The sequence below is a fragment of the Nitrospira sp. genome (assembly GCA_024760545.1).
Lineage (GTDB): Bacteria > Nitrospirota > Nitrospiria > Nitrospirales > Nitrospiraceae > Nitrospira_D.
In genome coordinates this window covers 2,069,629-2,095,456 of the sequence record CP060501.1, presented here as the reverse complement: position 1 = coordinate 2,095,456, position 25,828 = coordinate 2,069,629, and the positions used below count along the sequence as shown (strand labels likewise).

The following is a 25,828-nucleotide window of genomic DNA, read 5'->3' as shown; positions in this document are numbered from 1 at the left end:
CATGCCCGATCTGCCGCAAGCCACATATCGATTCTTTTCCTGGTTGAGACAGGGACTTCTCGCGGACTTGTCGAATGTTGGAGGATCACCTGCTACGAACGCCGGGCGCCTTGAGTATCCCGTCCGTTTGCGGGTGAACGACGGCCAGCCCGTTGACATCGACGCGCAGCTCTATGGACCCGGCGATGTGACGGGTCTGGATGCTCGAGAAGTGATTCGGCTCGAGCCGCCTCGTTTCATGACCGATTTCGAGCCGAACTATTTCCCGAGTATCGAATTCGATCGGCCGGATTTCCCCTGGCTTTTCACTCCCGCGAACGCGGATGGCAATCGACGACTCCTTCCGTGGATTTGCTTGATTGTCGTGAAAAAGGAGGGAGCGACACTCACGACGGATGCCGGTAAACCACTCTCGGTACTCGAGTGCCCACGAGGGGAATTACCCAATCTCGAAGAATCTTGGGCCTGGGCACACGCGCAAATCGTGTCGAGCGACCAAGCCCCTCCCGATCCGTCGCCACATCCGGCACTCAAGCAGATTTTGAATCAACACCCCGAGCGAACTCTGTCACGACTTCTCAGTCCGCGTCGTCTCGATCCCAACACGGCGTACTATGCTTGTCTGGTACCAACCTTCGAGGTTGGTCTGAAAACCGGTCTTGGCGAGGCCGTTACGCCCGAAGAGGAACAGGCCATGAAGGCGGCCTGGTCTGCAAGTTCAGGAGCAGGCACAACCGCTACTCTCACGCTGCCGGTCTATTTCCACTGGGAATTCCGTACAGGGATTGAAGGCGATTTTGAATCGCTTGCCCGGCGTATTGAAGCGAAGCCGCTTCCCGAGACCATCGGATTGCGCCAACTCGACATCAGCGCGCCGGGTTGGGGAATGCCCTCCAAGCCGAGAGGGTCTGACGGGACCGTGCTTGATCTCGAAGGAGCGCTTCGGACCCCCGAAACGAACCCGCGCGACTGGCCGGAACCGGCACGTACTGCCTTTCAAAACTCCCTTCGCACGATTCTCAATATTCCGGCTTCCCTCAATTCGACCGGTACACCGGCCACGTTGGGCCCGCCGCTCTACGGTCAGTGGTACGCGAAACAGGAAACGGTTCCAGCGGCAAGTCAGCCTCCACATTGGTTTCGCGAACTGAATTCGGACCCCCGGTATCGTGTCGCGGCTGGTCTGGGCACCTATGTCGTGCAGCAGGATCAAGAACAGCTTATGGCATCGGCGTGGGATCAGCTCGAAAAAAAGAAGCAGGACAATCTGCGCTTGAAGCGTGCGCAGTTGGCCGAAACGGTCGGCGGCTCGCTGGTGAAAAAACATCTGGCGTCTCTCGATCCTTCGAGACTGCTCCAGTTCGCCGGTCCTACGCTTGGTAGCCTCAAAGATTTGGCGCCGCCGGCCGGGTTACCGTCCGATCCTCGGCGTCTAGTCGGACATGCCGCGCTTTCGGGTACCTTTCGTCGTTTCAATCGGCCTCGCGGGCCGCTGGCCACACGGCTCGGCCACATCGATGCCGCGCGTCTGAGCAACCAGATTCCTGCCCCATTCAGCAGACGCGAGGCGGACACGTCTCGTCTGTTTGCCGCCGCAACGCTGAGCGAGACGCATCGACGCATTCAGTTGGCTGCCGACTGGGCCGGACTGAAAGCGAACATCCTGACGCAGCTCGATCCCAAGGCAACCGTACTGACAGCAGTGCGTGAAACGGTCCCTTCCGCCGAAAGCATCGACGTCGCCCTTTTTGCCCCGACCTTTCCCCAACCCATGTATGAGCCAATGCGGGATGCGTTCCCCGATATGCTGCTGCCCGGCATGGATCAGGTCCCCGCCAACAGTATCGCGTTGCTCCAAACGAATCCCTCATTCATCGAAGCTTATATGGTGGGCCTCAACCACGAAATGAGCCGTGAGCTGTTGTGGCGAGGGTTCCCAACCGATCAGCGCGGCACTTACTTTCGCCAGTTTTGGGACGCCCAGGGGGATCTGCTTGAGGGCAGCGAGCAAGAGCGCGAGGCCCGCCGGGATATCACTGCAATTGCGACATGGAGTGACGAAAGCCATCTTGGCAGTCATGGGGCACAGGGATCGAGCGAAGGCCAGCTGGTCCTCTTGATTCGCGGAGATTTGCTTCGCCGCTATCCTCGTGCCATGGTCTACGCCGTAGAGGGGATCTGGTCGGCCGACGGCACCCGCCGTGAATTGGGCACCAATGAGCTGTATCCCATGTTTCGAGCCACGCAGGCGCCGGATACCACCATGCTCGGGTTTGCCTTAACCAAATCCATCGTGCGTGGTGCGGATAATAGCCAGAACAGCGGTCATCCCGGCTGGTTCTTCGTGCTCCAAGAGCAACCAACGGAACCGCGATTTGGATTGGATGTGGCCAAAACGTTCGGCGGCACACCGGACCATTGGTCCGATCTCTCGTGGGGCAACTTGGCCTCAAGTGAAGAGACATTCAAGCAACTTGTCTATGTGCCCATCGATGGACTGTTGAAAAACGTCGTGCGTGACAACATCCTCTGGGGGAAGAACTCGGCGCACATGGCATCGATCACGCGGCAGCCGCCCTTCCGCGTGGCCATCCACGCCAGAACGTGGTTACGGACGTAGCGCATTACGGGAGAGCGCACCATGCCCTACTTGGAAGAAGAACGAACGCGACTTCAGGCTGAATTACAGGCTGTCGTCGTGGAGCAATCCGCTCTGACCACCAAGCTGAGCGCTCAACAGCAAGCAGTGACCGCCGCGCAGGCGCAAGTATCTGTGGCGCAGGCACAGCTGGCACAGAGACAAGCGGAAGTTTCTCCATTACAGGATGCGGTCAACGATGCGGACAGTCGGGTGGCTGATTTGGATCAGCAAATTCTCGACGCTTCCGAGCCTGAGCCGGGTATCTCACCGCTGGAGTGGCGACGACTGCTTGCTGCTCTCAAGCGACAAAGAGACCTGGCTCGAACGCAGGCGGCGGCTACTCGTGCGAGACTGGGAGGCGGCCAGGCTGCTGTGGCTCAGGCACGGGCGGTCGTGCAGGGGGCCGAGCGACAGGTGGGCGACGCACAAGCGGGAGTCGTCGCCACGCAGACCGCGATTGCCGAAGTCCAGGCGCGTCAGCAGACGCTGCAACAGCGGATCACGAACATCGCCGATGTGAACGCGCAGATCGACCGAGAGCCGCTCGACCGTAAAACGGTGGAGCAGTTGGCCGCAGAACTTTCGGTGCGCGTGTTTGAGTTGGAAGATGCGCGCGTTCAGGCACGTCTCGAACAGGAAGACGCCGAAGAACAGTTGCGCGGCCTCATCGCTCGCCGTGATGATCTCATGAACCGAATCGCGGACGCGACGACGAGGCTTCCCGATGCTCAAGCGAGACTCCAATCGGCACAGCGCGAACTGGCCGAAGCTGAAACCAACATCACAGCCGCATTTGACGAAGGGCCTCTCTAAGATGATGAGAAAAGGAATACCCGCGTGAAGCCGATCGGTGAGGGACCTGAAATTCCGGATCGTGTCCGCCCCGCGGTGCTGCGCGCCTGGAGGACACGGCTACTGGGACTTCAGCGGATACATAGCCGTGCTGTCCTGAATGCCCAAGCGGCCAAGCGGCTCGTGACCAAACTGACGAGTGATCGGGCACAATGGCAGAGCGAGCTGGCGCAGGTGCAGCAGCAAATTCCTGTGGCGCAGCGAGCAGTGGAGCAAGCGAAGAACAAGGTCGCCACCCTATCGGCCCGGCTGACCGACCACCGGACCGCTCGCGATGCCGCAACCGCGCGACTTCTCGGGACGGACCGCTTGAGCGGGAGAGTGGCCACCGCACAACCACTCTTGTTGTTGCCCGTCCGTCTGGAAACCAGATTCATGGCGAGAAGCGGTGAAGCCGGCACCGAACTCTTGGTGCGTGTCTATCCCGATGACATTCACGTCGATTCGCATGAGCCGGAGTTGACCGTCGAGGAAGAACAGTGGGGACGGGAGTATTGGACGCGGGTCACCACCATTCCCCAAGGCCAAGATCCGGCAGAGATAAACCGGCAAGCCTGGCGGCAACTTGCGGACCGATTCGGCTCACCACGCGCAGCGTGGATTGCCACGGCGTTGGACCCCGGTCAATCGAGGTCTCCTGGACGGCGAGCCGATGTGTGGACCCGCGCTCCCCATACGCGAGTCCTACCGGACCGGTGGGTCGTGCTCGCCTATCGCGGCGAACGCCCGCTGATTACCGCATGGGGCAATCAGATTCCCGATCAGTTGGCGGTGGGTCCCGCTCCGCAAGAGACCGGGGCTCTCCCTGACCATGACAACCTGCCCATCGATGAAGGCATGCGTTGGATGATCGATTTTGCAACGGCCGAATCAGTCGGCATGGGGGTTCGAATCGTCCTCACCGAAGAACAGGTCAAGGCTGGTTTTGAACGTGTGGTTGTCCTTGGAATCAAAGCTTCACTGGATGCTCCGGCGACCGCTGCGCGACTCGCCAGTCTTTTCGATGCGCACCATTATTCCGACGGCGTAGCGTTCATCGGCCAGAATACACCGACCAACAACACGGCTGAGAGCTCATCTGGATATCGTTCCGGCCGAGATGCCGACGTGACGTTTGCCGTTGAACGGGAAGCATCGCTGGCCCAAGCCGGATCCGACGGTCAACTGACGGCGCAAGCCTTGGGACTGCCCCTTGCCGTCTTTGCACACGTTCGTGGAGCAGATGGCACGGATCAACGTCACGCTGAGGCCATGAACACGGCGCTGTTATCTGCCTGCGACAGCGCCTTGTTGCGGCAACTGTCTGCTTCTATCAGTCAAGATATGCTCCGCGAGCACTTCATGGGGTTTGTGCGGGCGCGCGGTCCTTTCCCGGTCTTGCGGGTCGACACACAACCATACGGCATCTTGCCCGTGGCCGCGTTCGACCGTTGGACCTCCAACGTGACCACTGGTCCAGAACCAGGACTGGCAAGTTGGTGGCTCGAGCAGCGTCAGATACGCCGCCAACTCATCCCCCGCGCACTCAGCACGCTGACGGAGGACAACCCGGTTGCGTTGTTGGCTCAGCAGGCGACCTCGGCTGGGTATGCCCAACGAGAATTCTCGGATGCGAGCCGGACTCCGCCGGTCCCGCTACCGCTTGTCGCTGCATCGCTTCGAGATCTGCTGCTGAAGCAGGCCTTGGCCGCTCATCCCGATCCCGCACTGAATTTTCTGTTGACCTTGCCGGACGATGTACGACAGTCGTTGCTTGCCGAAGTGATCGACCTCACAACGTTGCGGCTCGATGCGTGGGGCACCTCGTTGGCCACCAGACGGCTGGCCGCTCTTCGAACGTCTCAGCCGACAGGAATTCGCATTGGAGCCTATGGCTGGGTGGAGGACGTGCGGCGTGCGGCGGTTCCGCTTCAAGCAGTCTCCTCGCCTCCTGCAGGGGTAGAGGCTCCTCTCTTCTTGGCGAACGGCAACCAAGGCCATGTCCATACGCCCTCTCTTGCCCACGCGGCGACGGCTGCGATCCTGCGAAGCGGCTATCTGTCTCATAAGCAGACTGGTGATGGAAAAGACAGTCCGTTTGCCGTCAATCTCTCGTCCGATCGCGTCCATCGAGCTAAATGGATGCTTGACGGAGTCCGCCAAGGGCAATCGCTGGCCTCCTTGCTCGGGTATCGCTTCGAGCGAGGGCTCCATGAAAGCGGACTTGATCGCTTTATCCACCGATTCCGGGCGTTGGCGAGCCTGAAAGAGGATGACCGGCTTGCCGATGCGCGCCGGAAAGTCGTGCTGGCTGAAAGGCTCGCGCAAGAGGTTGCGGTGTTGCGGATGAAGCGGGATCAGGCGGCTCAAAGCGCGACGGATGTGAGGTCCCTCAAGACCGAACGGGAAGGGCTGCTGCAGAGTTATCGCGCCGAGCTCGACACCATCGCAGCGACAGCGCAGCAGGCCCAGAATGCCGAGGCACTCGTTGGACAGATTGCTCAGACCTTGGCCCAGCACGAGAGCGCGAAGCCGGAGGGTCGTATAGGTGATGTGGTAAGCGGCCGCATGACCGTTGAATTACTCGAGCAACGGGACGCGGACCTATGGGCCAACCGCCTTGAAGAGCTCGATCAAAATCGTTCTACGGCTATCGCCCAGGCTGCTGTAGCCCGCGCTGTGGTGAACGCCCGTGATACAGACCACGCACACGCAGAACAAGCAACGGCGAGACTTCTTGATGCTACGATTCTCGAGTCGATTCCCGCGGCAGAACGCGCGATTGCGCACAACGAGGAGCTTGCCGCACAGTTCGAGCGGCAGGCGATCGACAAGGAGGAGGGCCTAGCGGGCAGGGCCGAAGCCGGCCTGGCGGCGGCGAGAAATGAATTGGCGACACTGCTGGCCCAACGGTGGAACCAAGCCCTTGAGGCCTTGCCGGCCAACAATGTCGTGGACGGTCTGGATCTGCACCGCAGGTGGAAGGACAGTCAGTCAAGTCCCTCAGGTCAGCCGCGCTGGGACGTCACGACCATCCCATTCGGCAATACGACGCTGGGCTTTCCGAATCCCGGCACAACTGATTTCAATGCATTGATCGAACAGCTGAAAAGCCTGGACGATCTTGTCGATGCCGTGGGTGACACGGTGGTGGCGGAAAGTGTGTATCAACTCGTTCAAGGTAATCCGCTTCGTTCCGGGGCGACGCTGGATGCCATCGCCACGGGTGAGTTGCCGCCTCCCGAATTGGATGTCATTCGCACCCCACGAAGCGGCATCGGCTTGACACATCGTCTCTGCGTGTTGTTTCCTGCGACACCCGGGGGAACGATCTCGACGTGGCCGACCGGCCCTGAGCAGGTGCGCGCCGCTGCAGAGCCGACACTCAACGCCTGGGCTGCCACCCTTCTGCCGAATCCCGCCAAGGTCCGCTGTCGAATTGATTACGTCGATCCCGCAACCGCCGGCGTCGTTCACACGCTCGAAGGCGAACTCGCAGCGCTGAAACTTTCGCCGCTCGACGCGGTGTTCATGGCAGAGGGACAGGCGCACGCGCAACGCGCGGAACTGGAGCAGCGTTGGTCGAATCACATGCTCCGTACGCGACCGGCCACGATCCCCGCTCAGGTACAGATCCGACTGCGCTTCGAGCGTGACCCCGATTGGCCGAGTGATGTCGTCAGCGTAGGGGAGTTCCTCGAAATGACCCGCACCCTGCGTCGGTTGTTTGCCAACGCGCGGTCGATCGATGGACGTGATCTCTCGCTTCCGGAGTCACCGGCTGTATCAGGCGTCCAGAGTCTAGAGCTGAGTCGCCGAGTGGATCAGGCCGTGCGGTCGTTCACAGAAGCGAGCCAAAATCTTCAGCGGATGCTTCCGCCTAGTGAGAGCGCCGACGCCGCGCTCGATCTCGAAACACTTCGCACGGGATTGATGCGAAGCGCGGCATTCGGCATCCCGGCAGCCGTTCCGTTGGATGCGGTGGGGTCGGGCTTGGAGGTGCAATCGCTCTTGCTCGCGCAGGTGCGTTCTGTTGCTGCAGAAATGCAAGGACGGCTGTCTCGTATTGCCGATGCCGATCGTGCGTTCGATCGCGCACATGCGCTGTCTGAGGAGCAGCGGGAGCATGACCTTGCTCGATTGAAGACTGTCTTCGGATCGGATTTTCTCGCGCTTCCCCACATCGCACCGGCCAATGCCGCGCAATTGACCGAAACGTTCGACGCGAGTCTCTCCTTGCAAGGCAACGATCCGCTGGCAGCCGTCACCTGGTTCCAACGCGTGGCCCATGTTCGCCAGGGTGCGATGCGCCTGGAGACGGCGATGCTGTATGCCGAGACGCTTGGGGAGCAGGCGCATCTCAATCTCCAGGTCGGCCAATTGCCCTTTGCAGGGCAGGATCGGTGGGTGGCGTTGCCAAGCGGGCCTAATCAATCCATTCCTCGGGGGCGCCTGTCGCTCGTGGCACAAATTCCGTTCGGTCAAGCGATTCGCTTCGATCAGCCGCTGACAGGACTACTGATCGATGAATGGGTGGAGGTCGTTCCAAGCCCTCAGGAGACCACAGGTGTCGCGTTTCACTACGACGGTCCGAACAGCGCTCCCCCGCAGGCGTTGCTTCTCGCCGTCTCCGCCGATCAGCGAGAAGTCTGGGATCTGAACAGTCTCGAGGCCATCATGCAGGAGACGACCGATCTGATGCGCCTACGAGCGGTCGCACCTGAAAGTCGGGGAGAAACAATTTGGGTTGACGACGAGCTGCCTGCCGGCGCCAGCCCATTCGGAGACGGGGAAGGCTGGACATGGATTCGTGCCCACCCGGACCCTCTCTCGGGAAGAAAAGCCCATCAATCGGCTCTTGTGCCGGAACTCCATCAACATTTCTTTCAAGGCGCGAAGTTTCCGTTGTTCGTGAGTGTGGGCGATCGATTGTTTGCTCACGTGTACCTCGATCCGCAACGCTTGCCGCGTCAGCTCATGCTGCAGTGGCACGACGGTACATGGGAACACCGTGCCTATTGGGGAGAAAATTTGATCCCGTGGGGAAGTGACGGCACGGTAAGCCGTCAATTCATGGGACTCCTTCCTCCGGCGGGCCGATGGGTGCGTTTGGAAGTCCCGGCCGCCTTGGTGGGATTGGAAGGACGGGCAGTGGACGGTCTGGCGTTCACTCTGTGGGACGGCACAGCAACATGGGACTATGCGGGTAAGCGATCATCGGATCCCGGCGGATCGGCGGCCACCGATCTCTCGATGCCGGCCCTGCTCTTCGATGGGACCAGCATTGACCTTTCCAGTGTCATTGACCGTTCGACCGGAGACTAGCGATGGCGTCACAGATTCGCATTGAACCGACTACGACAAATCCTGATTTGCAGGATGGCCTGCAAGCACGCATTCACGATCCACTCTGGATGCTGGCTCGGCAGTGGCAATTCGGTGAATTCAAAGGCGAAGATGCCGGTTCGGCGGCATCCACGCACGTCGTGGCGGACACCGCTTTGGTGACTCGGTATCGTCCCGGCGCTCCTTCCGAAACACAGCCGGCGAGCAGCTATGAGGCTTCTGCAGTGCCGCTTGAGACGTTGGTGGAATGCGAATCGGTCGTCTCTGACGGAGCACGCAACTGGAGGCAATCCGTCAAGACGGGACAGCACTTGCTTCGATTGCTTGATCTCAGTGGAGCGGGTCTCTCTCGCTCCGTCTGGTTGAGCAGCGAATATGTGCTCGCCAAACCATCCGCTGAGCAACGCCGTCGCCTGGACAGTGACAGTCAGCAGTTTCTTCAGGTGGTAGGGGGGCGTGCCTTGGACGGAGTTCGACTCCGTACGCGACTCGCCGCACTGCGTACGCGCAATGCCCTGGAAGAGTTCTTTCAGGAATCTCCGTTCGATCAAATCACCGGTAATAACCGGCAAAAAGTCATCCAGGGCATCACCGCATGGCTCACCTGGTACGATACGTTGTTTCACCAGCCTGGTGTCCCGGCGGCGTGGATTCCTGAAAGGATGGAATATGAGTTTGCTGTCTCCGGCAAGACAGGAGACGGAGAGGTCGTACTCGCGGCGCCGGAATACTTCGAAGGCACACTGGACTGGTTTTCGTTCGTTGTCCGTCCGGGTGAGACCTTGGGGGCCGGCGAGGCGAGAGCTTCCATCTCCCGCGCGTTTCTTCCCGCCCCGGTGACGTTTCGTGGCATGCCGTCCTCCCGATTCTGGGACTTCGAAGAGGGCGCCGTCAATTTGGCGCAAATCAATGCGGCGCCTTATGACCTGGCCAGGCTGCTCTTGGTGAAGTTCGCCCTCGAATACAGTAACGACTGGTTTGCGATCCCGATTGAATTGCCTGTCGGATCACTCTGTCAGATTCGAGCACTTGTCGTCACGAATACGTTCGGCGAGCGCATCCTCATTCCTCACACAAGCCAGGTGGAGGGACCGATATCGCCATGGCAGATGTTTGGGCTTACCGACGATTCTCAACGCCTTTTCTTTCTCCCCCCGGTGTTGGGCCCCAGCTTGCACAGCCAGCCCTGTGAGGAGGTGTTGTTTCTGCGAGACGAGATGGCCAATGTCGCATGGGGAGTCGAGCGAATCGTCGAAAGTGAAGCAGGAGACCCTCTCGACCGGTATGAAGCGTACCAAGAGGCTCAGCATCAGAAGGAGCAGGAGGACCCAACTTCTCCCGTTGAGGGCGCGGAGGTCGACGCACTGATCTATCGGCTGGGCACGACAGTGCCGGAGTATTGGATCCCGCTGCTCCCCGTTCTGGCAGGCGATTCCATTCGACTCAAGCGTGGTGTCATTCCGGAGATAGAAGCCGGAGAACTGGGTCGATTGCTGGAACCACTCGGACGCATCCTTGAACCGGGGCGAGAACTGCTCCTGCAGGATGAAGAGGTTCCCCGCGAAGGGGTCCGGGTCACGCGTACGTACCAATATGCCCGCTGGACCGATGGATCGACTTATTTGTGGATCGGGCGACGGAAGCAGCCTGGACGAGGCGAAGGCTCGAGCGGCTTGCGCTTCGATTCAGCACAGTCGCCCGGAGATTCGTCGCTGTCATAAGCGATTCGTCGAGGAAGCGGAACAAGACTCACAACTCGATGTTCATCCCGCAGGGAGCGCCGATCCCGTTCTTGCCGCATGGAGAGCGGTTTCCAACGCGGCGATGTGTGCCCGGAGGGAGCCCGCAAGCTCTTCGACTTCTTCTACCGAATATCTGGGCGTGATGTACTTCGAGCAGTTCCAGTCGAACGACACGACGTCGATGACCACGAGTCGCTCCACATTCGGCACCGAGGTTACGATCGAGAGTTGCGACACGAGTTCCGGATGCGACCGTGCATCTTCGACGCGGGCATATCCGAAAATTTTAAGCCGCTCCCGATTTTTATAGTCCATAAGGAACAGCGACACGCGGTTGTTGACCGATAGATTACCCGTGCTCAAGAGTTGTCGATTGCCCCGGTAGTCGGCGAACACCAGCGTGGCCGGGTTGAGAACGTGCAAAAATCCTTTCGGCCCTCCTCGATGCTGGACATAGGGCCATCCGTTTTCGTTGACGGTGCCCAAGTAGAAGCTGTCTCTTGCCGCAATGAACTCGATCTCCGCTTCGCCGAGTGGATCGCGGTCCGGCGCATCGGCGATTCTGGCCGCATGGCCATAATAGTACTTCTGTGCTCGGCGTACCGACTCCGTGATCGCCAGATCCAGATATTTCATTGCCATCGTCTCATCCTCCGTCACATCGACCTGCAACGCCTCTTGGCTACACGTCGATCTTCCCGCTATTTCTGTCTCAGAACACCACGGTGTTCCATCCCTCCGCGACATACCGGCGCAGGCTCAACAGGCCGGCAGTTCCGGCTAGCGCATGATCGTTCTTGAGCGGCACACCACAGGATTCAGCCCCTTCCTTCGCTCCAAACACCTCGGCACACCCGCATGAGACGCCTTGTACCGCATCGCGAACCGAATTGTAGAGTGCGTTGGCCGGATGCGTGAGCTTGGCGAGTTCGACGGGCCACCGGGTGCCCGTCCCGTTGAACACCACGGCGACTTCGTCGCCCTTTTGCTTGCATTCCGAGGCGAGCGCCAGCGCGTTGAAGACTCTCCCGAGGGCCTCCTCTGAACCGCTCTTTGGATCGGACATAATCACCACGACCGTTTTCATACATCCTCCCTTGAAGTTAGCCGCCTTTTTGAGAGGGGGCCACGAACCATACTAACCATCTAAAGACTAGATAGAAGGTTATATCAACAGAGGACTAACTTGTCAACAAGCCCTTTGTAGGTTATCTATCAATAGAGGAAGGAAACCGATGAAGAACAGATCGCAGAGGTTTCTGTTTGTGGGCAACCACCCGTGTTTGGATTTGATCAATACCCAGTTGGTGGTGAAAGGAGAGCCGAGAGAGCTGCTCGAGACCTTTGATGATCTTTTCGGGTGGCTGATACGAGCAAGACTTCTTCCGGTGTCCCAGGCCAAGGCCGCCAAGTCTCACCTGAACAATGAAGAGGCCGCGTCCTTGCTTGAACGGGCAAAGACCTTGCGGGCAACGCTCCGAACCATCGCCGAACGGGTCGCAGTCGGCGGCGCTGTGCCCGGTTCAGCCATCAACACCATGAATCAGTTCTTGGCTCAGCGTCCCGGCTACCCCGAGCTTCTCCGAACCAAGGAAGGCATCACACAGCGCTTCCATTCATTGGCGACACAGCAGGTGGAGCTGCTCGCTCCCTTTTTGGGAGCGGCGTGCGATCTGCTCAGCTCCGACCGTTTGTGTTTGATCAAGAAATGCGCCAATGCCGCCTGCGTTCTTTATTTTTTAGATACGACTAAAAATCACACGCGGAACTGGTGCAGCATGCAGATGTGCGGAAATCGGATGAAAGTGGCGGCGCACTATCGAAGAAGTCGGACTAAGGCTGGTCTCTAAGCGGCCTTTCCAAAGCACCGAACCTCATACCGGCAAACAAGCTCAGCTGTACTGATCCCACGTGTCACATTGTTTGATCGCCCAGAAGACGGCTTCTTTGAGCTTCTTGAGGACCACATTGTCCGGGTCGCGGATGGCTTGAAGCTTCTTATCAATATCATAGAGAGGTTGGATCGACCGTTTATCCGGGATCTTTCCGAGCGCCCACGCCACCTCTGTCAGGACTCCCCAATCACTCTTCGGGTCCTGAAGCTTTGCCAACAACGGCGGCACGACCGAGGCGTCTCCATTGATTCCTCCGATCTGCCCCAGTCCTTTCGCTGCAGCCGCCTGAATTTCCAGTTGAGGCGAGGAATTCATCATGTCGATGAGCAGTGGAATGCCGTCTCTTCCCAGATTGCCCATGGCGACGAGCGCCTGTTTGGCAAGATCCCGGTCTTTCAGCGCTTCCTTCAATTTTGGTAGAGCCTCGTCGGCCTGCATTTCTCCCAGGAGGGACATGATTTTGATTTTCCGAGCCTGGCCCGTATCCGGCGAATCAAGCATCTTGAGAAGGCGATCGGCGTGGCCCCATTCCGCGGCTAAGAGCAGGGGGAACTCATATTTCTCCAGTGCCTCCTGCAACTTCGCCATGGCATAGATGCCGGGATCGGCTGCCTGCGCCGTCTGCGCGGCAGCCACGGCATCCTCAAACTCCGTGCGTACTTCTTTCTGCCACTTGATCTTCATGCCTCCGAGGACATAGGTCAGCTGGCAGGCCGGGCCTCTCCAGAGGCGCGACGGGGCATCGGGAAGATCTGCATCTCCGCCGGTCGCCGTTGTGCCCTCCCAGGTCTTGCGCTGCTCGCACTTCACGCGAAAAAGGACATCATTTTGCGTGGCCGGGTCCCGAACAACCTCGTAACCGGCCTCCCGTAGCCGTTGGGCTACGACGTCGGCCATGACACCGGAATCAGCCCAACCTGCATCTGTAAGTGTCATCACTTCAATCAGAATAGTTTGAATCTTTTCGAGCTGAGCTCTCTGTTCCGTTGTGAAGTATTCTCGGTAGGCCAGCGCCGAAGAATGAAGCCAGCCGAGTACTAGGCATAGCGTAAAGGCAGACAATGCCAATTGTTTTCGCAAAGAGCACCTCCGGCCCACCCGTATCGGCCTCCGGACGTGGGCGAGACCGCATGAATGACCGAAGTCTAATCCCTAATCAGCTCTCAGTATACACCCGTCGTATTCAACCAATAAATTTGAGAACATCTTGTCCCCTGGATCGTATTGACAGCTCATGGCTTCCGATGCTAGTTTTCACCGCTCTACTTCGTGGCCCGCACGAACCCTTTAGGTTTGTCCAAATAACGAATGTGGATCTGGAACGGTGATTAAGACAACAGTTGCGCGACGTTACGCTCAAGCCCTCTTCGAGCTCCTGGATCAATCGACCACCGAAGTAACACGGGCGACGCTCAAGGGCCTTGGTGAGGCTATCAAGGAATCGGACCAACTCCGCCACGTCGTGACCTCGCCGGCATTTGGGGTGGAAGAGAAGATTGCCGTGTTGACCGCCATCGCGGACAAACTCGGATGCCCTCCGACCGGCAAAGCGTTTCTCGGACAATTGGTGAAGAAAAACCGAGTGGGGTTTCTCCCTGAGATCGCCGGTGCATTCGGGAAACTCGTTGATGAATCCAAGGGGACTCAGCCCGTGACGGTTTCCTCGGCAACAGTGCTATCCTCCGGTGAGCAAGATCGTATCAAAACGCGCCTGCGTGAAACGCTGAAGCGCGAAGTGGATGTGACGTTTCAGACCGACGCGGGCCACCTCGCAGGTTTGCAGATCCATATCGGCAGCACGGTGGTGGACAGTACCGTCCGAGGTCGCTTGCGCGATTTGCAAGTGGTGTTGACGCGAGAATAAGGAGCAGCCATGCAGATCAGGGCAGAAGAGATCAGTGCCATCATCAAGGAGAAGATCAAAGGCTTCGACCAGCAGGTCGATGTCAAGGAGACCGGCTCTGTCATTCAGGTCGGCGACGGGATTGCCAAGGTCTATGGTCTTGACGGGGCCATGGCCGGCGAGATGCTCGAGTTCCCGGGCGGTTTGTACGGGATTGCGCTCAACCTCGAAGAAGACAATGTCGGCGCCGTGTTGATGGGCGACGATGTGGGGATCAAAGAAGGCGATCCGGTCAAGCGAACCGGCCGCATCGCGGAAATTCCGGTCGGTGAAGCGCTGGTCGGTCGGGTTGTGAACGCGATCGGTCAACCGATCGACGGGAAGGGCCCGATCAAGTCGCCGCATTCCTCACGTATCGAAGTCGTCGCCCCCGGTGTGAACACCCGTCAGTCCGTCCGCGAACCGCTGCAGACGGGTATCAAGGCTATCGACGCCATGATCCCAATCGGCCGTGGCCAGCGCGAGTTGATCATCGGCGACCGCCAAACCGGCAAGACCGCCATCGCAGTCGATACGATCATCAATCAAAAGGGCCTCGGCGTATTCTGTATTTACGTGGCGGTCGGACAAAAGCGGTCGACCGTCGCCCGTGTCGTGAAGACGCTCGAAGAGAACCATGCCATGGAATACAGCATGGTGGTCTCAGCCAGTGCAAGCGACCCGGCCCCGATGCAGTTCCTCGCGCCCTTCTCCGGCGCGGCAATCGGCGAATATTTCCGCGATAACGGCAAGCATGCGCTGATCGTGTACGACGATTTGTCGAAGCATGCAGTGGCGTATCGGCAGCTGTCGCTGTTGCTCCGCCGTCCGCCGGGACGAGAAGCCTATCCGGGCGATGTGTTCTACCTGCATTCCCGGTTGTTGGAGCGCGCGGCCAAGCTGAGTGACAAGCTCGGCGGCGGCAGTCTCACGGCGCTTCCCATCATCGAGACCCAAGCCGGCGACGTGTCTGCGTACATTCCGACGAACGTCATCTCGATCACCGACGGCCAGATCTATCTCGGTAGCGATCTCTTCTACTCCGGTATCCGTCCGGCGATCAACGTCGGTCTGTCGGTGTCCCGAGTCGGCGGATCCGCGCAGATCAAAACCATGAAACAGGTGGCTGGTACCCTTCGACTGGACCTCGCCCAATATCGGGAAATGGCGGCGTTCTCCCAGTTCGGCAGCGAACTGGATAAAGCGACTCAGATGCAGCTGGCGCGCGGCGTCCGCATGGTGGAGTTGCTCAAGCAGGGCCAATATAAGCCCATGCCGGTGGCCGACCAGGTGCTCTCGATCTACGCGGGTACGCAGGGTTTCTTGGATGATGTGGCGGTGGACAAGGTGCAGCAGTTCGAGAGCGATCTGCTCCACTATATTCAACAGAACCATCCGGAGCTGAAGAAGGAAGTCACGACCATCGGCAAGATCGACGACAAGGTCGGCGGCCGCCTGAAAGAAATCATCTCGACCTTCAAACAAAAGATGGGATTCGGAGCGAAGTAACGGATCAAAGATTTCTCCTTGCGGCCGATCAAAACGGTCAACCAACGAGGCCGCAGGGAGCCCGACGACTGAGGCGTACGGTGCATGTACGTCGCAAGAAGGAGGGCGACTGAGAACAAAGTTGGGGACCGTTTTCATCGGGACGCATGCCAAGTTTACAAAGTCTGCGCAGGAAGATCGCAGCGTTTAAGAATACCCAGAAAATCACCAAGGCCATGAAGATGGTGGCCGCGGCAAAGCTCAAGCGGTCGCAGGACCGTATTTTGGCCGCCCGTCCCTATGCGCACAAAATGCGCGGGGTGTTGAGTAATCTGAGCCAACGCGTGAACCGCTCCTCTCATCCGCTTCTGCAGAAGCGCGACGGGAAGAAGATCGAGGTGCTTGTTGTCACGAGCGATCGTGGGTTGTGCGGTGGCTTCAACGGCAACATCGTCCGCAAAAGCGCCGAATTCGTGCGGCAATGCGAAGCGCGTGGTCTGCAAGTCAATCTGAGTATCATCGGCCGGAAGGGCCGCGACTACTTCCGTCGCCGTGCCTGGCCGATCCGGCAGGAATGGACCGGAATCTTCGACAAGCTAAGTTTCGAGCATGCGCTCGATATCGGCGGTGATCTGACGGATAACTTTGTGAAGGCGACGTTCGACGAGCTGTATGTTGTCTACAACGAGTTCAAGTCCGCCATTCAGCAGCGTGTGATTGTCGAAAAGCTCTTTCCAGTCGACGCCCAGGTGGAGTTTGGTACGGCCCAAGCCGACGCACCGACAAGCGGCAGTTATCTGTACGAGCCAGATGAAGCGGAACTGTTGAGCGCCCTGGTACCGAAACATTTCCAGGTGCAGACGTATCGGATCTTGTTGGAGTCCGCAGCCGCCGAACACGGCGCCCGCATGGCTGCCATGGATGGCGCCACGCGCAACGCCGGACAGCTCATCAAGAAAGTGACGCTCTACTACAACAAGACTAGACAGGCTGCGATTACGAAGGAACTGATGGATATTGTCGGCGGCGCCGAGGCGCTGAAGTAGCCGACTCCGTTTCGTCGAAAGGAGTTTCCCGTGGCGACTGCAACAGGCAAAGTCATCCAGGTCATTGGACCGGTCGTGGACGTCGAGTTCCCTCCAGGCCAACTGCCGAACATCTATAATGCGCTAAAGGTCACGCAGGACGAGAACAAGGTGGCGGGTACACCTGCCATTCGGATCACCCTTGAAGTTGCTTCGCACCTGGGCGAAAACCGAGTCCGTAGCATCGCAATGTCCACGACCGATGGTCTGACGCGGGGGATGGTTGTGCAGAATACCGGAGCCCCGATTTCCGTACCCGTTGGCCGTGAAACGCTCGGTCGCCTCATCAACGTGCTTGGCGAGCCAGTCGATGAGCGCGGTCCCATCAAGGCGAAGAAGACGTATCCCATTCACCGCCCTGCTCCAAAGCTGGAAGACCAGGAAACCAGGACAGAAGTGTTGGAAACCGGTATCAAAGTCGTTGACCTGCTCGAACCCTACAGCAAGGGCGGCAAGGTCGGACTGTTCGGCGGCGCCGGCGTCGGCAAGACCGTCATTATCATGGAGCTCATTAACAACATTGCCTTGCACCACGGCGGGTTTTCTGTGTTTGCCGGTGTCGGTGAGCGAACCCGTGAAGGGAACGACCTGTGGCACGAAATGCAGGAGTCAAAGGTCATCGATCCGGACGACTTTACGAAGTCCAAAGCCGCCCTGGTCTATGGCCAGATGAACGAACCCCCTGGAGCCCGTCTTCGCGTGGCATTGACCGGCTTGGCTGTCGCCGAGTTCTTCCGCGATGAAGAAAATCAAGACGTGTTGCTCTTCGTGGACAATATCTTCCGGTTTACTCAGGCCGGTTCCGAAGTATCCGCATTGTTGGGACGCATGCCCTCCGCTGTCGGCTATCAGCCGAACCTCTCGACTGAGATGGGTGCCTTGCAGGAACGGATCACTTCGACCAAACGGGGCTCTATTACCTCCGTGCAGGCCATCTATGTGCCTGCCGACGACCTGACCGATCCGGCTCCGGCAACAGCCTTTGCGCATTTGGACGCGACCACGGTGCTGTCCCGTTCACTCGCCGAGTTGGGTATTTATCCGGCAGTCGACCCCCTGGACTCGACGTCGCGCATTCTTGATCCGCAGATCATCGGGGAAGAGCATTACAAAATCGCGCGCGGCGTGCAGTCCGTCCTCCAGCGCTACAAGGATTTACAGGACATCATCGCGATTCTCGGTATGGACGAATTGTCGGAAGATGACAAGATGGCCGTGGCGCGCGCCAGGAAGATTCAGCGGTTTCTCTCACAGCCCTTCCATGTGGCCGAAGCGTTCACCGGCGCGCCGGGCAAATATGTCAAGCTGAAGGACACGGTCCGCAGCTTCAAAGAGATCCTCGAAGGGAAGTATGACCATCTGCCTGAGCAGGCGTTCTATATGGTCGGTCCGATCGAAGAAGCGGTGGCGAAAGCGGAGAAAATGGGGGTGAAAGTCTAATCTGGCGGGTGCTCTTGTGCTCGCCGAACGCGGCACGCCGGAAGTAATCGTATTCTCAAGTTAAGGGCGGTGCTCGTTCGATGCGCGCAGTTCAGAGCAACCCGCCAGCTTATCCTTGATAGGGTGCGGAACAGGAAGAAGTAGGAAAATGGCGGGAAAGATTTTGTTAGAGGTGGTCACGCCGGAGAAACAGCTGCTGAGTCAGCAGGTGGATGAAGTCATTGCACCTGGGTCAGAGGGAGAGTTCGGGGTGCTTCCAGGGCACTGTCATTTCCTTTCTTCACTCCGGATCGGCGAACTCCGGTATCGCAGCGGTGACCAGACCCATTCCATGGCTATTCTGTGGGGTTTTGCCGAAGTCACACCAACCAAAGTGACCGTGATGGCCGAGATTGCGGAGAAGGCGGAGGACATTGACGTCGAGCGGGCTACAGCCAAAGTCGCCGAAGCCGAGCGACGACTCCAGGCGGGCGGCTTGCCATCGGAAGTGAAAGAAGCCCAGATCACTCTTGAAAAGGCTCGCCTTCGCAAGAAGGTAGCTGAACGTGCGAGAAAGACTAGCCACCACTAACATTCGATTCTCTCTTCATCTCTTTCAACTGGTCGATGAGCCAATGCCCTTGTGCAAAGGTTACTCGTTTGCCCTGGCCATTGACCGGCAGAGCTGAATACACTCTGCCGGTTGGAATGTAGCCCATCGCCGACTCGCCATCGCTCTGAAGAATCGATGCCTGTTCAGGTTCGTGCTTCCGGACGGTTACTGCCCTAACTGAATACTGATCACGATGGCACCCATGACATCGTTGAGCTTGAAGTCTCGCTTCGGGCTGTCAGGATGGGCATTATGACACCCGATACACGCTTGTGTGACGGCCAGATCGGCGTACACCGCCTCATAATACCGCTTGTCACCTACCTTCGTGACTCCGGTGTACGGCCGGTCAGGTTGAGTCAGAATGGTGCCGAGCCCGATACTTTCAAAAGCGTTCGTCGCGATATTGCGTTTGTTGATCGGCCACAAGCTGATCAGCCGGTACTGCATCCCTAACCCTTTCTTGTTGTTGAATCGTCCTGATTCCAACAAGAATTGGGCGGGTAGGGGCAAGGTATTCTTCTCTTCCCAGTTTTCCGATGCGACCACAACTCCCTTTGCCTGCATGCGCTCCACCACATGCCTGGTATAGACATCTCGGTCAGCCTCGATCACGGCGTGAATGTAATCGGCCACCATATCGATCGGGAGACTGATTGATGTGGTCTCAGGCAAAGCGCGAGCCGGCCACAGGACCGTCGCTCCTCCAATTGCAAATCCAAGCAGAGCAGTTCCCCACAGCAATTTCTTAGAGGAAGTCATAGATACCTCCCGGTTGTGCGCGCGGGTGGATCGGTTAGCCGGTCACATCCTGCGAGCAAATGAATTGAGCTATGATCAGAACAACGGGCAGTTGTGGATGGAGATAGCCTGATCGAAAGAATCTCGGGAGCAGTCAGAGAAATACGTTGAATAGGCCTGACGAGTCTGCTGGGTCTATATGGGCGGATAGCGAGGCGAGTATTACCGGTAGTTTTTTGGGGGAGTAAGCCATCGTGGGAAGGTACCAAAGACATGGCTCCGTTCCCTCGCTCGCATGAGATGTTGCGCGCACACGGTCATACGCTCCAGAAGCATACTCTCCGATATCTACGTTGTCCAATCGACGCGTAGGATCGTCATCCTTTCAATCCTTGCCCCTGGAGTGAGCACAGCACTCGGTTGGATCGGCTATGGCTCAAATCTACGAGGCCGTATCGGAGCAGTTTTTAGCTGCTCTGGTATCATGAGGAAGGGAGTCGAGCAGACGATCGATCCACTTTGACGGCAACTTCTCCACCGATTCATAAATGCGGGACTGCCACCATGATGCGATCTCGGCGAGGTCCTCTTTCTGAAAGCGATGCTCGACGATGTCGAATGTATCGTGCCGGTACAGGACGATATCGAGAGGATATTCGACGCTCGTCGAACTGGTACGGGTGGCATCGAAGGCGAGAAATCCTACCTTCAGCGCGAGGTCCATGCTGGAGTGATATCGCAGCACGCGATCGAGGAGCGGTTTCCCATACCCCGTCTCGCCGATGATGCAGTAGGGAGTGCCTTCACTCACTTCCACCCAGTTGCCCTGGGGGTAGATCAGAAAGAGCTTGTGCTCCTGGTCGCTTTCCAGCTGCCCTCCCACCAGCGTATGGAGGTCGAAGATCAACCCAGCCCTATCGAGTGCGGCCTTATCCTCCTCAGCTACACGGCGAATCTGAGCCGAAAACACGTTGACGGCTTTGAACAGTTTATCGAAGCCCTGATCGCTATCTCCAATAGCCTCGTCGAAATAGGTGACGGCCTTGTCGCGGACGGAACGCAGTCCCGATGTCATGAGAAACATCGAATGTCGTCCGTGTTGATGGATGGACACTTTCCGTGCCATGGTACATTCCGCGCCGGTTGTGACCCGCGTATCGGCGATCCCGACGAGCCCGTCTTCTACTTTCATCCCTAGACAAAAGGTCATTGTGCCTCCGCGCCGGTGATTGTACTGTGGATGGGGCGAGGGGCGAAGAAGGTTTCAAAAATAGCGTCCCCCACCCGATTGAGCTGTGCTTGAAAGAGATCCAAGAATTCGTGCAGACCGCCGGCTAGGCAATCTTCAAGATCGCCAAAGTCCAACTCAGCGCGCAGCCGCCCTAACCGTTTCTCGGCTTGGTTCTGATAGGACCCGTGTTCAGACCCGGAGATGGCATGTAACGAACCTTCGCTCTTGATAAGACAGTACCGAATGGCTCGAGGGAATGTGGAGTCGAGAATGAGGAATGACGTGACGTCGTCCGGCGAAATGCGACCGAAGCGCTTGTAATACATTTCGAGGGCGCTGGCGGATTTCAGCAATGCGGACCACTGGATGATATCGAATGGCGTCCCCACCTCAGCGATAGTCGGGAGCAACATGAAATATTTCACGTCTAGAATACGCGAGGTCTTGTCCGCTCGTTCCAGTAGGCGACCGAGTCTGGCAAAATGCCAGCCTTCCCCGTGCGACATGGTGGCATCGGTAATGCCCAGAAAGAGGTGGCTGTTTGCTTTCACGTCCGCCAAAAACGTGTGGAGGTTTTGGCTGGACAAACCGTTCGCGGTAGCGGCTCTCACCATGAGGTAAAAGCGGTTGACTTGCTCCCACATGTCGCTGGAGATGACTTCTCGAACCGACCGAGCGTTCTCCCGTGCAGCGAGGAGGCAAGACAGAATCGAATTGGAATTCTCCGCATCGGCCAAGAGAAACTGGATCACGGTTTCCTTCGAGGCCTTTCCATAGCGACCGGTAAAACTTTCATGATCTCCCGTCGTGGCCACCAACGGCTCCCATTGCTCCGTGGTGCCTCTGGGAAGATCGAGAGAGAGGTTCAGGTTTACCTCGATGAATCGGGCATAATTCTCCGCCCGTTCAATGTAGCGGTTTAGCCAATAAATGGAACTGGCGACTCGGCTCAGCATCGTTGACCAGACCCTGCTTGGTTATCAGGTATTAGACCGTTGCCGATATTCCGCTCGCTCGTAAAGGGAGCGCTTAGGACAGGACCCATGTGTCTTTGTTGCCTCCACCCTGCGATGAATTCACCACCAGCGACCCTTTCCGCAACGCCACGCGTGTCATGCCTCCCGGCAAGACGTAGACATCACGTCCATACAAGACGTATGGCCGCAGATCAACGTGGCGCCCCTCGAGGTGGTCGTCCACCAACGTCGGTACTCGAGAGAGGGCCAGCGTCGGTTGAGCGATATAGTTGCGCGGGTCTGCTTCGATACGACGGGCGTAGTCCTCCCGCTCCTGCTTCGAAGCATGGGGACCGATCATCATGCCGTACCCACCGGCTTCGTTGGTGGCTTTCACGACCAGTTGATCCAAATGCTCCAAAACATAGGTCCGATCCTGCCTATTCGAACAGAGATAGGTCGGCACGTTCGGGAGTATCGGTTCCTCCGCCAAGTAGTAATTGATGATCTTCGGGACATAGGCATAAATGGCTTTGTCGTCGGACACACCGGTGCCGGGCGCATTGACGAGCGCGACTCTGCCTCTCTTGTAAGATTCCATGAGACCGGGGACGCCGAGGAGAGAGTCGCTGCGAAACACGAGCGGGTCCAAGTAGTCGTCGTTGATCCGCCGATAAATCACGTCTACCCGCTGAGAACCTTTCGTCGTCCGCATATGCACGAATCCGTCCACCACGACGAGATCATCGGCTTCGACTAATTCGACCCCCATCTTTTGTGCGAGCAAGGAGTGTTCATAGTAGGCGGAGTTAAGGATTCCGGGCGTAAGAATCACGATGGTGGGGTCGGGAAGATCGGTAAGATACTGGAGTGTTTCCAGCAGGTGGCTTGGATAGCTGTCGACCGGACGCACGCGATAGGCGTCGAAGAGCTCAGGGAAGGTTCGCTTCATGACCTGCCGCGCCTCCAAGACGTAGGCCACGCCTGACGGGCAGCGCATGTTGTCTTCGAGGACATAAAAGCTTCCATCGCTGACCCGAATGAGATCGATCCCCGCGATGTGACACCAAATGCCTCGCGGGGGATGAAGCCCCATGCAGGGCAGCAAGAAGCCCTTGCTCGAATAAATCAGTTCGCTGGGGATCACCCCGTTCTTGAGAATTTTTTGATCGTGGTACACATCGTCGATAAACAAGTTCAAAGCGCGCATGCGTTGCCGGAGACCTGATTCGATACGTTCCCAATCCGACGCCATGACGATTCGCGGCACGATGTCGAAGGGAAAGATCTGTTCATGGCCGTCATCGCTCCCATAGACACCGAATGTCATCCCCATGTTGAGGATGACGCGCTCGGCCGCTTGTTGGCGCTTTTTCAGTTCCCCCTCCGGGAGTGATGCGAACTTTCTCAGCAAGAGAGCGCTGCCTGGCCGTGTTTGGCCTGCCCGCTCGTACAGCTCGTCGTAGAACCCTTCTGGATCGTAGTGGGAAAATCGTATGCCCATGTAAGTGACTCCAGGGGGGCACCCTAACAAAACACCCGGATGGCTTCAACCGCTTTGCTGAGAGAGCAGCCGAAAAGCTTTCTCGGTTACCGCTCCCTACGGAATCTCAGTGCCCAACGCCGTCCTACATCGCCGATTTTGAAATCCTGCTTAGGAATGGGCGGACTGGCGACTCGGATAATATGATCTTGCCATACGAAAGAAGCAAACCGCCGGCAATAACCGATTGCATTTGACCGGGGCTCTTTAGTAGCGTGGGCTGCCCATGATTACAGAATTTATCATTACTTCCGGAGAACAGCCCAAACGGCTGGACCTCTTCCTCGTCAATCGGGAACGGGATATCTCGCGGTCTGCCTTACAGCGACTGATCGAGCTGGGTCGTATTCGCGTCAATGACCAAGTCGTGAAAGCCAGCCACAAGATCAAATCCGGCGATAGGATCACGATGGATGTACCCAAGCCGGAACCTCTTTCAATCAAGGGAGAGCCCATCCCGCTGGAAGTCCTGTTCGAAGACGAATCTCTTCTCGTGTTGAACAAGCCAGCCGGAATCGTCGTCCATCCTGCCCCTGGGAATTGGACTGGGACACTGGTGAATGCCCTGCTCCATCACTTTCAGACATCGGGTGGTACGATTTCGACTATCGGAGGGAAAGAACGGCCAGGGCTCGTTCATCGGCTGGACAAGGACACGTCCGGTGTGATGGTGATTACCAAGACAGACGTGGTGCACCGCGGACTTGCGGCACAATTCAAACACCACACCATCACGAGAGTGTATGAGGCTTTGATCTGGGGTGTACCCAAAAAAGGCCGTGGTCGAATCGAGCTGGCCATTGGCCGTGATATTAAAGACCGAAAGAAGTTTTCCGCGAGAACGACGAGTCCAAAGGAATCCGTCACAGAGTACGTTGTTGATCGCCGGTATGGAAAGCTAGCGGCGCATGTTCTCCTCTATCCGCAGACCGGCCGGACTCACCAGCTCAGAGTTCACCTCGCATCATTAGGACATCCCATCCTTGGCGATCAGACCTATGGTGGGCGCAAGGTCTGTATGATCGACAATGTAGAGATTCCGCGAGTGATGCTCCATGCCAGGACGCTAGGCTTCATTCATCCAACGACGGGCAAAGTGGAGGAATTTACGAGGCCGATCCCCGGTGATATGGAGGCAGTGACGAACGCGCTTGAGCAATTGATAATCACCGACCCCAGTAGAGTGTGTGCATCGGCCATGGGCCTTTCTTTTTCTGAGGATGCATGCTGACCGCCGAAATACTCGACGCTATAGGAGGGTTAACCGCTCACATCAAGACGTATGCGGCCAAACTCCCGCCCGTTGTGCACTTAAGTACAGTGCCATGGGGGGTGAAACCCTCCGTAGAGGCCGTGGATAGTTATGAAACCCTTGTATCCCGAGTCCGAAGCCAGAGTGTTGGAACACCATACAAGGGGCTCAATGAATTGTTTGTCTCGTCACTGGAAGCGTTTGAAATGGGGAATCTGATCGGCTCCGTACAGCCACTCCTGTCGGTGCTTGATCATGTGGAGCGGATGCAACGGGATAACGAAATCGAGGTCAGGCGAATCGACGAAAAGCGGCTCGTGGACTACCGCACCATGCTGCACAAGGTCCTTCCAGGAAATAAGCCCGAGTTAGATGGGGCGGGGGGAGGAGTATCCTGACCGCCTCTCATTTTTCAATCAGTGGCTTTTGGACTATGCTACAGGCTCAGCACGCCATCTCACAAGGCAGAACCAAAACCGCTCGCAAACATCAATGCCCCATTTTGGGTCCCAAGGCGTTTGGACCGGTCGTGACGAGTTGAAAGCGAGCACTGGCACCGCAGTGCGGGCATTTCGCGCGGATCGTTTCAGCATCGAGTATCTCGTACTCATCCGCTTTCAGCCACATGAGCTGGAAGCACTTTGGACAGCTACGGACTTGCGTTGACATCGGTTTCCCCGTACACTTCAGGTTAATTTCGGAGAGAATACTCTAGTATAAGATGCCTCCAACCCTCAAGTCTGCTGTCACGTACTCTCACAAGGAACCCCCCGAAGCATCTCAGCTCCTCCGGCTGTTCCATCAGGCACCTTGGGCCAAAGACCGATCCCTCGATGACGCCAAGGAGATGCTGCGCAACACCGATCTGACCCTCTGCGCCTGGGATCGTGATCAACTCATTGGGTTTGGTCGAGTCCTCACCGATTTTGTCTATCGTGCCACCATCTGGGATGTGATCGTCGACAAAGCCTATCAGGGGCAGGGGATTGGGACCGGAATCGTCCAGCGCATCCTCAACCACGCGCGCCTCAAGCGAGTCGAGCTCTTTTGGCTCTGTACCAGACGGCCTGGTTTTTATGAGAAATTGGGATTCAGCTCAAAGGAGCAGACCGGTATGGTGTGGAGTCGGAGCAAGAACAGCCGGCTCGAGTAAGGCGGCTCTT

At 57.7% G+C, this 25,828-nt stretch carries 20 protein-coding genes; 13 read left to right on the top strand and 7 right to left on the bottom strand.

Annotation, left to right across the window (positions count from 1 at the left end; translation table 11 throughout):
- The first annotated feature begins 1 nt into the window (after window position 1).
- Genes H8K03_09935 through H8K03_09920 form a run of 4 tightly spaced genes read left to right on the top strand, consistent with a single transcriptional unit; the run spans window position 2 to window position 10,539 of the window.
- Window positions 2-2,620 carry a hypothetical protein gene (locus tag H8K03_09935; protein ID UVT22180.1) on the top strand — a complete coding sequence of 873 codons (2,619 nt, stop codon included), beginning with the start codon at window positions 2-4 and terminating at the stop codon, window positions 2,618-2,620.
- A 21-nt stretch (window positions 2,621-2,641) separates the two neighbouring features.
- Entirely contained in the window at window positions 2,642-3,454 is an 813-nt protein-coding gene (locus H8K03_09930; protein ID UVT22179.1) for a hypothetical protein, read from the top strand.
- A 24-nt stretch (window positions 3,455-3,478) separates the two neighbouring features.
- Complete coding sequence (locus H8K03_09925; GenBank protein ID UVT22178.1) at window positions 3,479-8,797, top strand: hypothetical protein; 5,319 nt, start codon at window positions 3,479-3,481, stop codon at window positions 8,795-8,797.
- Window positions 8,798-8,799: 2 nt separating this feature from the next.
- Entirely contained in the window at window positions 8,800-10,539 is a 1,740-nt protein-coding gene (locus tag H8K03_09920) for a hypothetical protein (GenBank protein ID UVT22177.1), read from the top strand.
- A gap of 42 nt (window positions 10,540-10,581) precedes the next feature.
- Here the strand turns inward: H8K03_09920 and H8K03_09915 are convergent, their stop codons facing one another.
- Both H8K03_09915 and H8K03_09910 read right to left on the bottom strand, forming a co-directional pair.
- Window positions 10,582-11,202 (bottom strand): pyridoxamine 5'-phosphate oxidase family protein, encoded by a 621-nt coding sequence (locus H8K03_09915; protein UVT22176.1) that lies wholly within the window; start codon window positions 11,200-11,202, stop codon window positions 10,582-10,584.
- A 70-nt stretch (window positions 11,203-11,272) separates the two neighbouring features.
- Window positions 11,273-11,647, bottom strand: a complete 375-nt coding sequence (locus H8K03_09910; GenBank protein ID UVT22175.1) for a DsrE family protein — start codon at window positions 11,645-11,647, stop codon at window positions 11,273-11,275.
- Window positions 11,648-11,795: 148 nt separating this feature from the next.
- Between H8K03_09910 and H8K03_09905 the strand changes: the two genes are divergently transcribed.
- Window positions 11,796-12,410 carry an ABATE domain-containing protein gene (locus tag H8K03_09905; protein ID UVT22174.1) on the top strand — a complete coding sequence of 205 codons (615 nt, stop codon included), beginning with the start codon at window positions 11,796-11,798 and terminating at the stop codon, window positions 12,408-12,410.
- 42 nt (window positions 12,411-12,452) lie between these two features.
- Here H8K03_09905 and H8K03_09900 read toward each other — a convergent pair whose 3' ends face one another.
- Window positions 12,453-13,535, bottom strand: coding sequence for a HEAT repeat domain-containing protein (locus H8K03_09900; GenBank protein ID UVT22173.1), 1,083 nt, complete (start codon window positions 13,533-13,535; stop codon window positions 12,453-12,455).
- 244 nt (window positions 13,536-13,779) lie between these two features.
- Between H8K03_09900 and atpH the strand changes: the two genes are divergently transcribed.
- From atpH to H8K03_09875, 5 genes are all read left to right on the top strand, one after another.
- Window positions 13,780-14,319, top strand: coding sequence for an ATP synthase F1 subunit delta (gene atpH / locus H8K03_09895; GenBank protein UVT22172.1), 540 nt, complete (start codon window positions 13,780-13,782; stop codon window positions 14,317-14,319).
- Window positions 14,320-14,328: 9 nt separating this feature from the next.
- Entirely contained in the window at window positions 14,329-15,846 is a 1,518-nt protein-coding gene (locus H8K03_09890) for a F0F1 ATP synthase subunit alpha (protein UVT22171.1), read from the top strand.
- Window positions 15,847-15,992: 146 nt separating this feature from the next.
- Complete coding sequence (gene atpG / locus H8K03_09885; protein UVT22170.1) at window positions 15,993-16,871, top strand: ATP synthase F1 subunit gamma; 879 nt, start codon at window positions 15,993-15,995, stop codon at window positions 16,869-16,871.
- Window positions 16,872-16,901: 30 nt separating this feature from the next.
- A complete protein-coding gene (atpD, locus tag H8K03_09880; GenBank protein ID UVT22169.1) occupies window positions 16,902-18,350 on the top strand; it encodes a F0F1 ATP synthase subunit beta in 1,449 nt (482 codons plus the stop codon).
- Window positions 18,351-18,498: 148 nt separating this feature from the next.
- Entirely contained in the window at window positions 18,499-18,921 is a 423-nt protein-coding gene (locus tag H8K03_09875; GenBank protein ID UVT22168.1) for a F0F1 ATP synthase subunit epsilon, read from the top strand.
- Window positions 18,922-19,107: 186 nt separating this feature from the next.
- Here H8K03_09875 and H8K03_09870 read toward each other — a convergent pair whose 3' ends face one another.
- From H8K03_09870 to H8K03_09855, 4 genes are all read right to left on the bottom strand, one after another.
- Window positions 19,108-19,704 carry a DUF3365 domain-containing protein gene (locus H8K03_09870; protein UVT22167.1) on the bottom strand — a complete coding sequence of 199 codons (597 nt, stop codon included), beginning with the start codon at window positions 19,702-19,704 and terminating at the stop codon, window positions 19,108-19,110.
- 421 nt (window positions 19,705-20,125) lie between these two features.
- On the bottom strand, window positions 20,126-20,893 hold the full coding sequence (locus H8K03_09865; protein UVT22166.1) for a peptidase: 768 nt from the start codon (window positions 20,891-20,893) through the stop codon (window positions 20,126-20,128).
- A complete protein-coding gene (locus H8K03_09860) occupies window positions 20,890-21,870 on the bottom strand; it encodes an alpha-E domain-containing protein (GenBank protein UVT22165.1) in 981 nt (326 codons plus the stop codon). The genes H8K03_09865 and H8K03_09860 overlap by 4 nt, the downstream gene beginning before the upstream one ends.
- Before the next feature lie 73 nt (window positions 21,871-21,943).
- Window positions 21,944-23,368 (bottom strand): circularly permuted type 2 ATP-grasp protein, encoded by a 1,425-nt coding sequence (locus tag H8K03_09855; GenBank protein ID UVT22437.1) that lies wholly within the window; start codon window positions 23,366-23,368, stop codon window positions 21,944-21,946.
- Window positions 23,369-23,639: 271 nt separating this feature from the next.
- Here H8K03_09855 and H8K03_09850 point away from each other — a divergent pair, with 271 nt between their 5' ends.
- The 3 genes from H8K03_09850 (at window position 23,640) to H8K03_09840 (ending at window position 25,818) form a co-directional block, all read left to right on the top strand.
- The gene (locus H8K03_09850; protein ID UVT22164.1) at window positions 23,640-24,644 is read left to right on the top strand and encodes an RluA family pseudouridine synthase; all 1,005 of its coding nucleotides are present in this window, start codon (window positions 23,640-23,642) and stop codon (window positions 24,642-24,644) included.
- Window positions 24,638-25,063: a hypothetical protein gene (locus H8K03_09845; GenBank protein ID UVT22163.1), complete on the top strand. Its 426-nt coding sequence runs from the start codon at window positions 24,638-24,640 to the stop codon at window positions 25,061-25,063. The genes H8K03_09850 and H8K03_09845 overlap by 7 nt, the downstream gene beginning before the upstream one ends.
- Window positions 25,064-25,386: 323 nt before the next feature.
- Complete coding sequence (locus H8K03_09840) at window positions 25,387-25,818, top strand: GNAT family N-acetyltransferase (protein ID UVT22162.1); 432 nt, start codon at window positions 25,387-25,389, stop codon at window positions 25,816-25,818.
- Window positions 25,819-25,828: the final 10 nt, after the last annotated feature.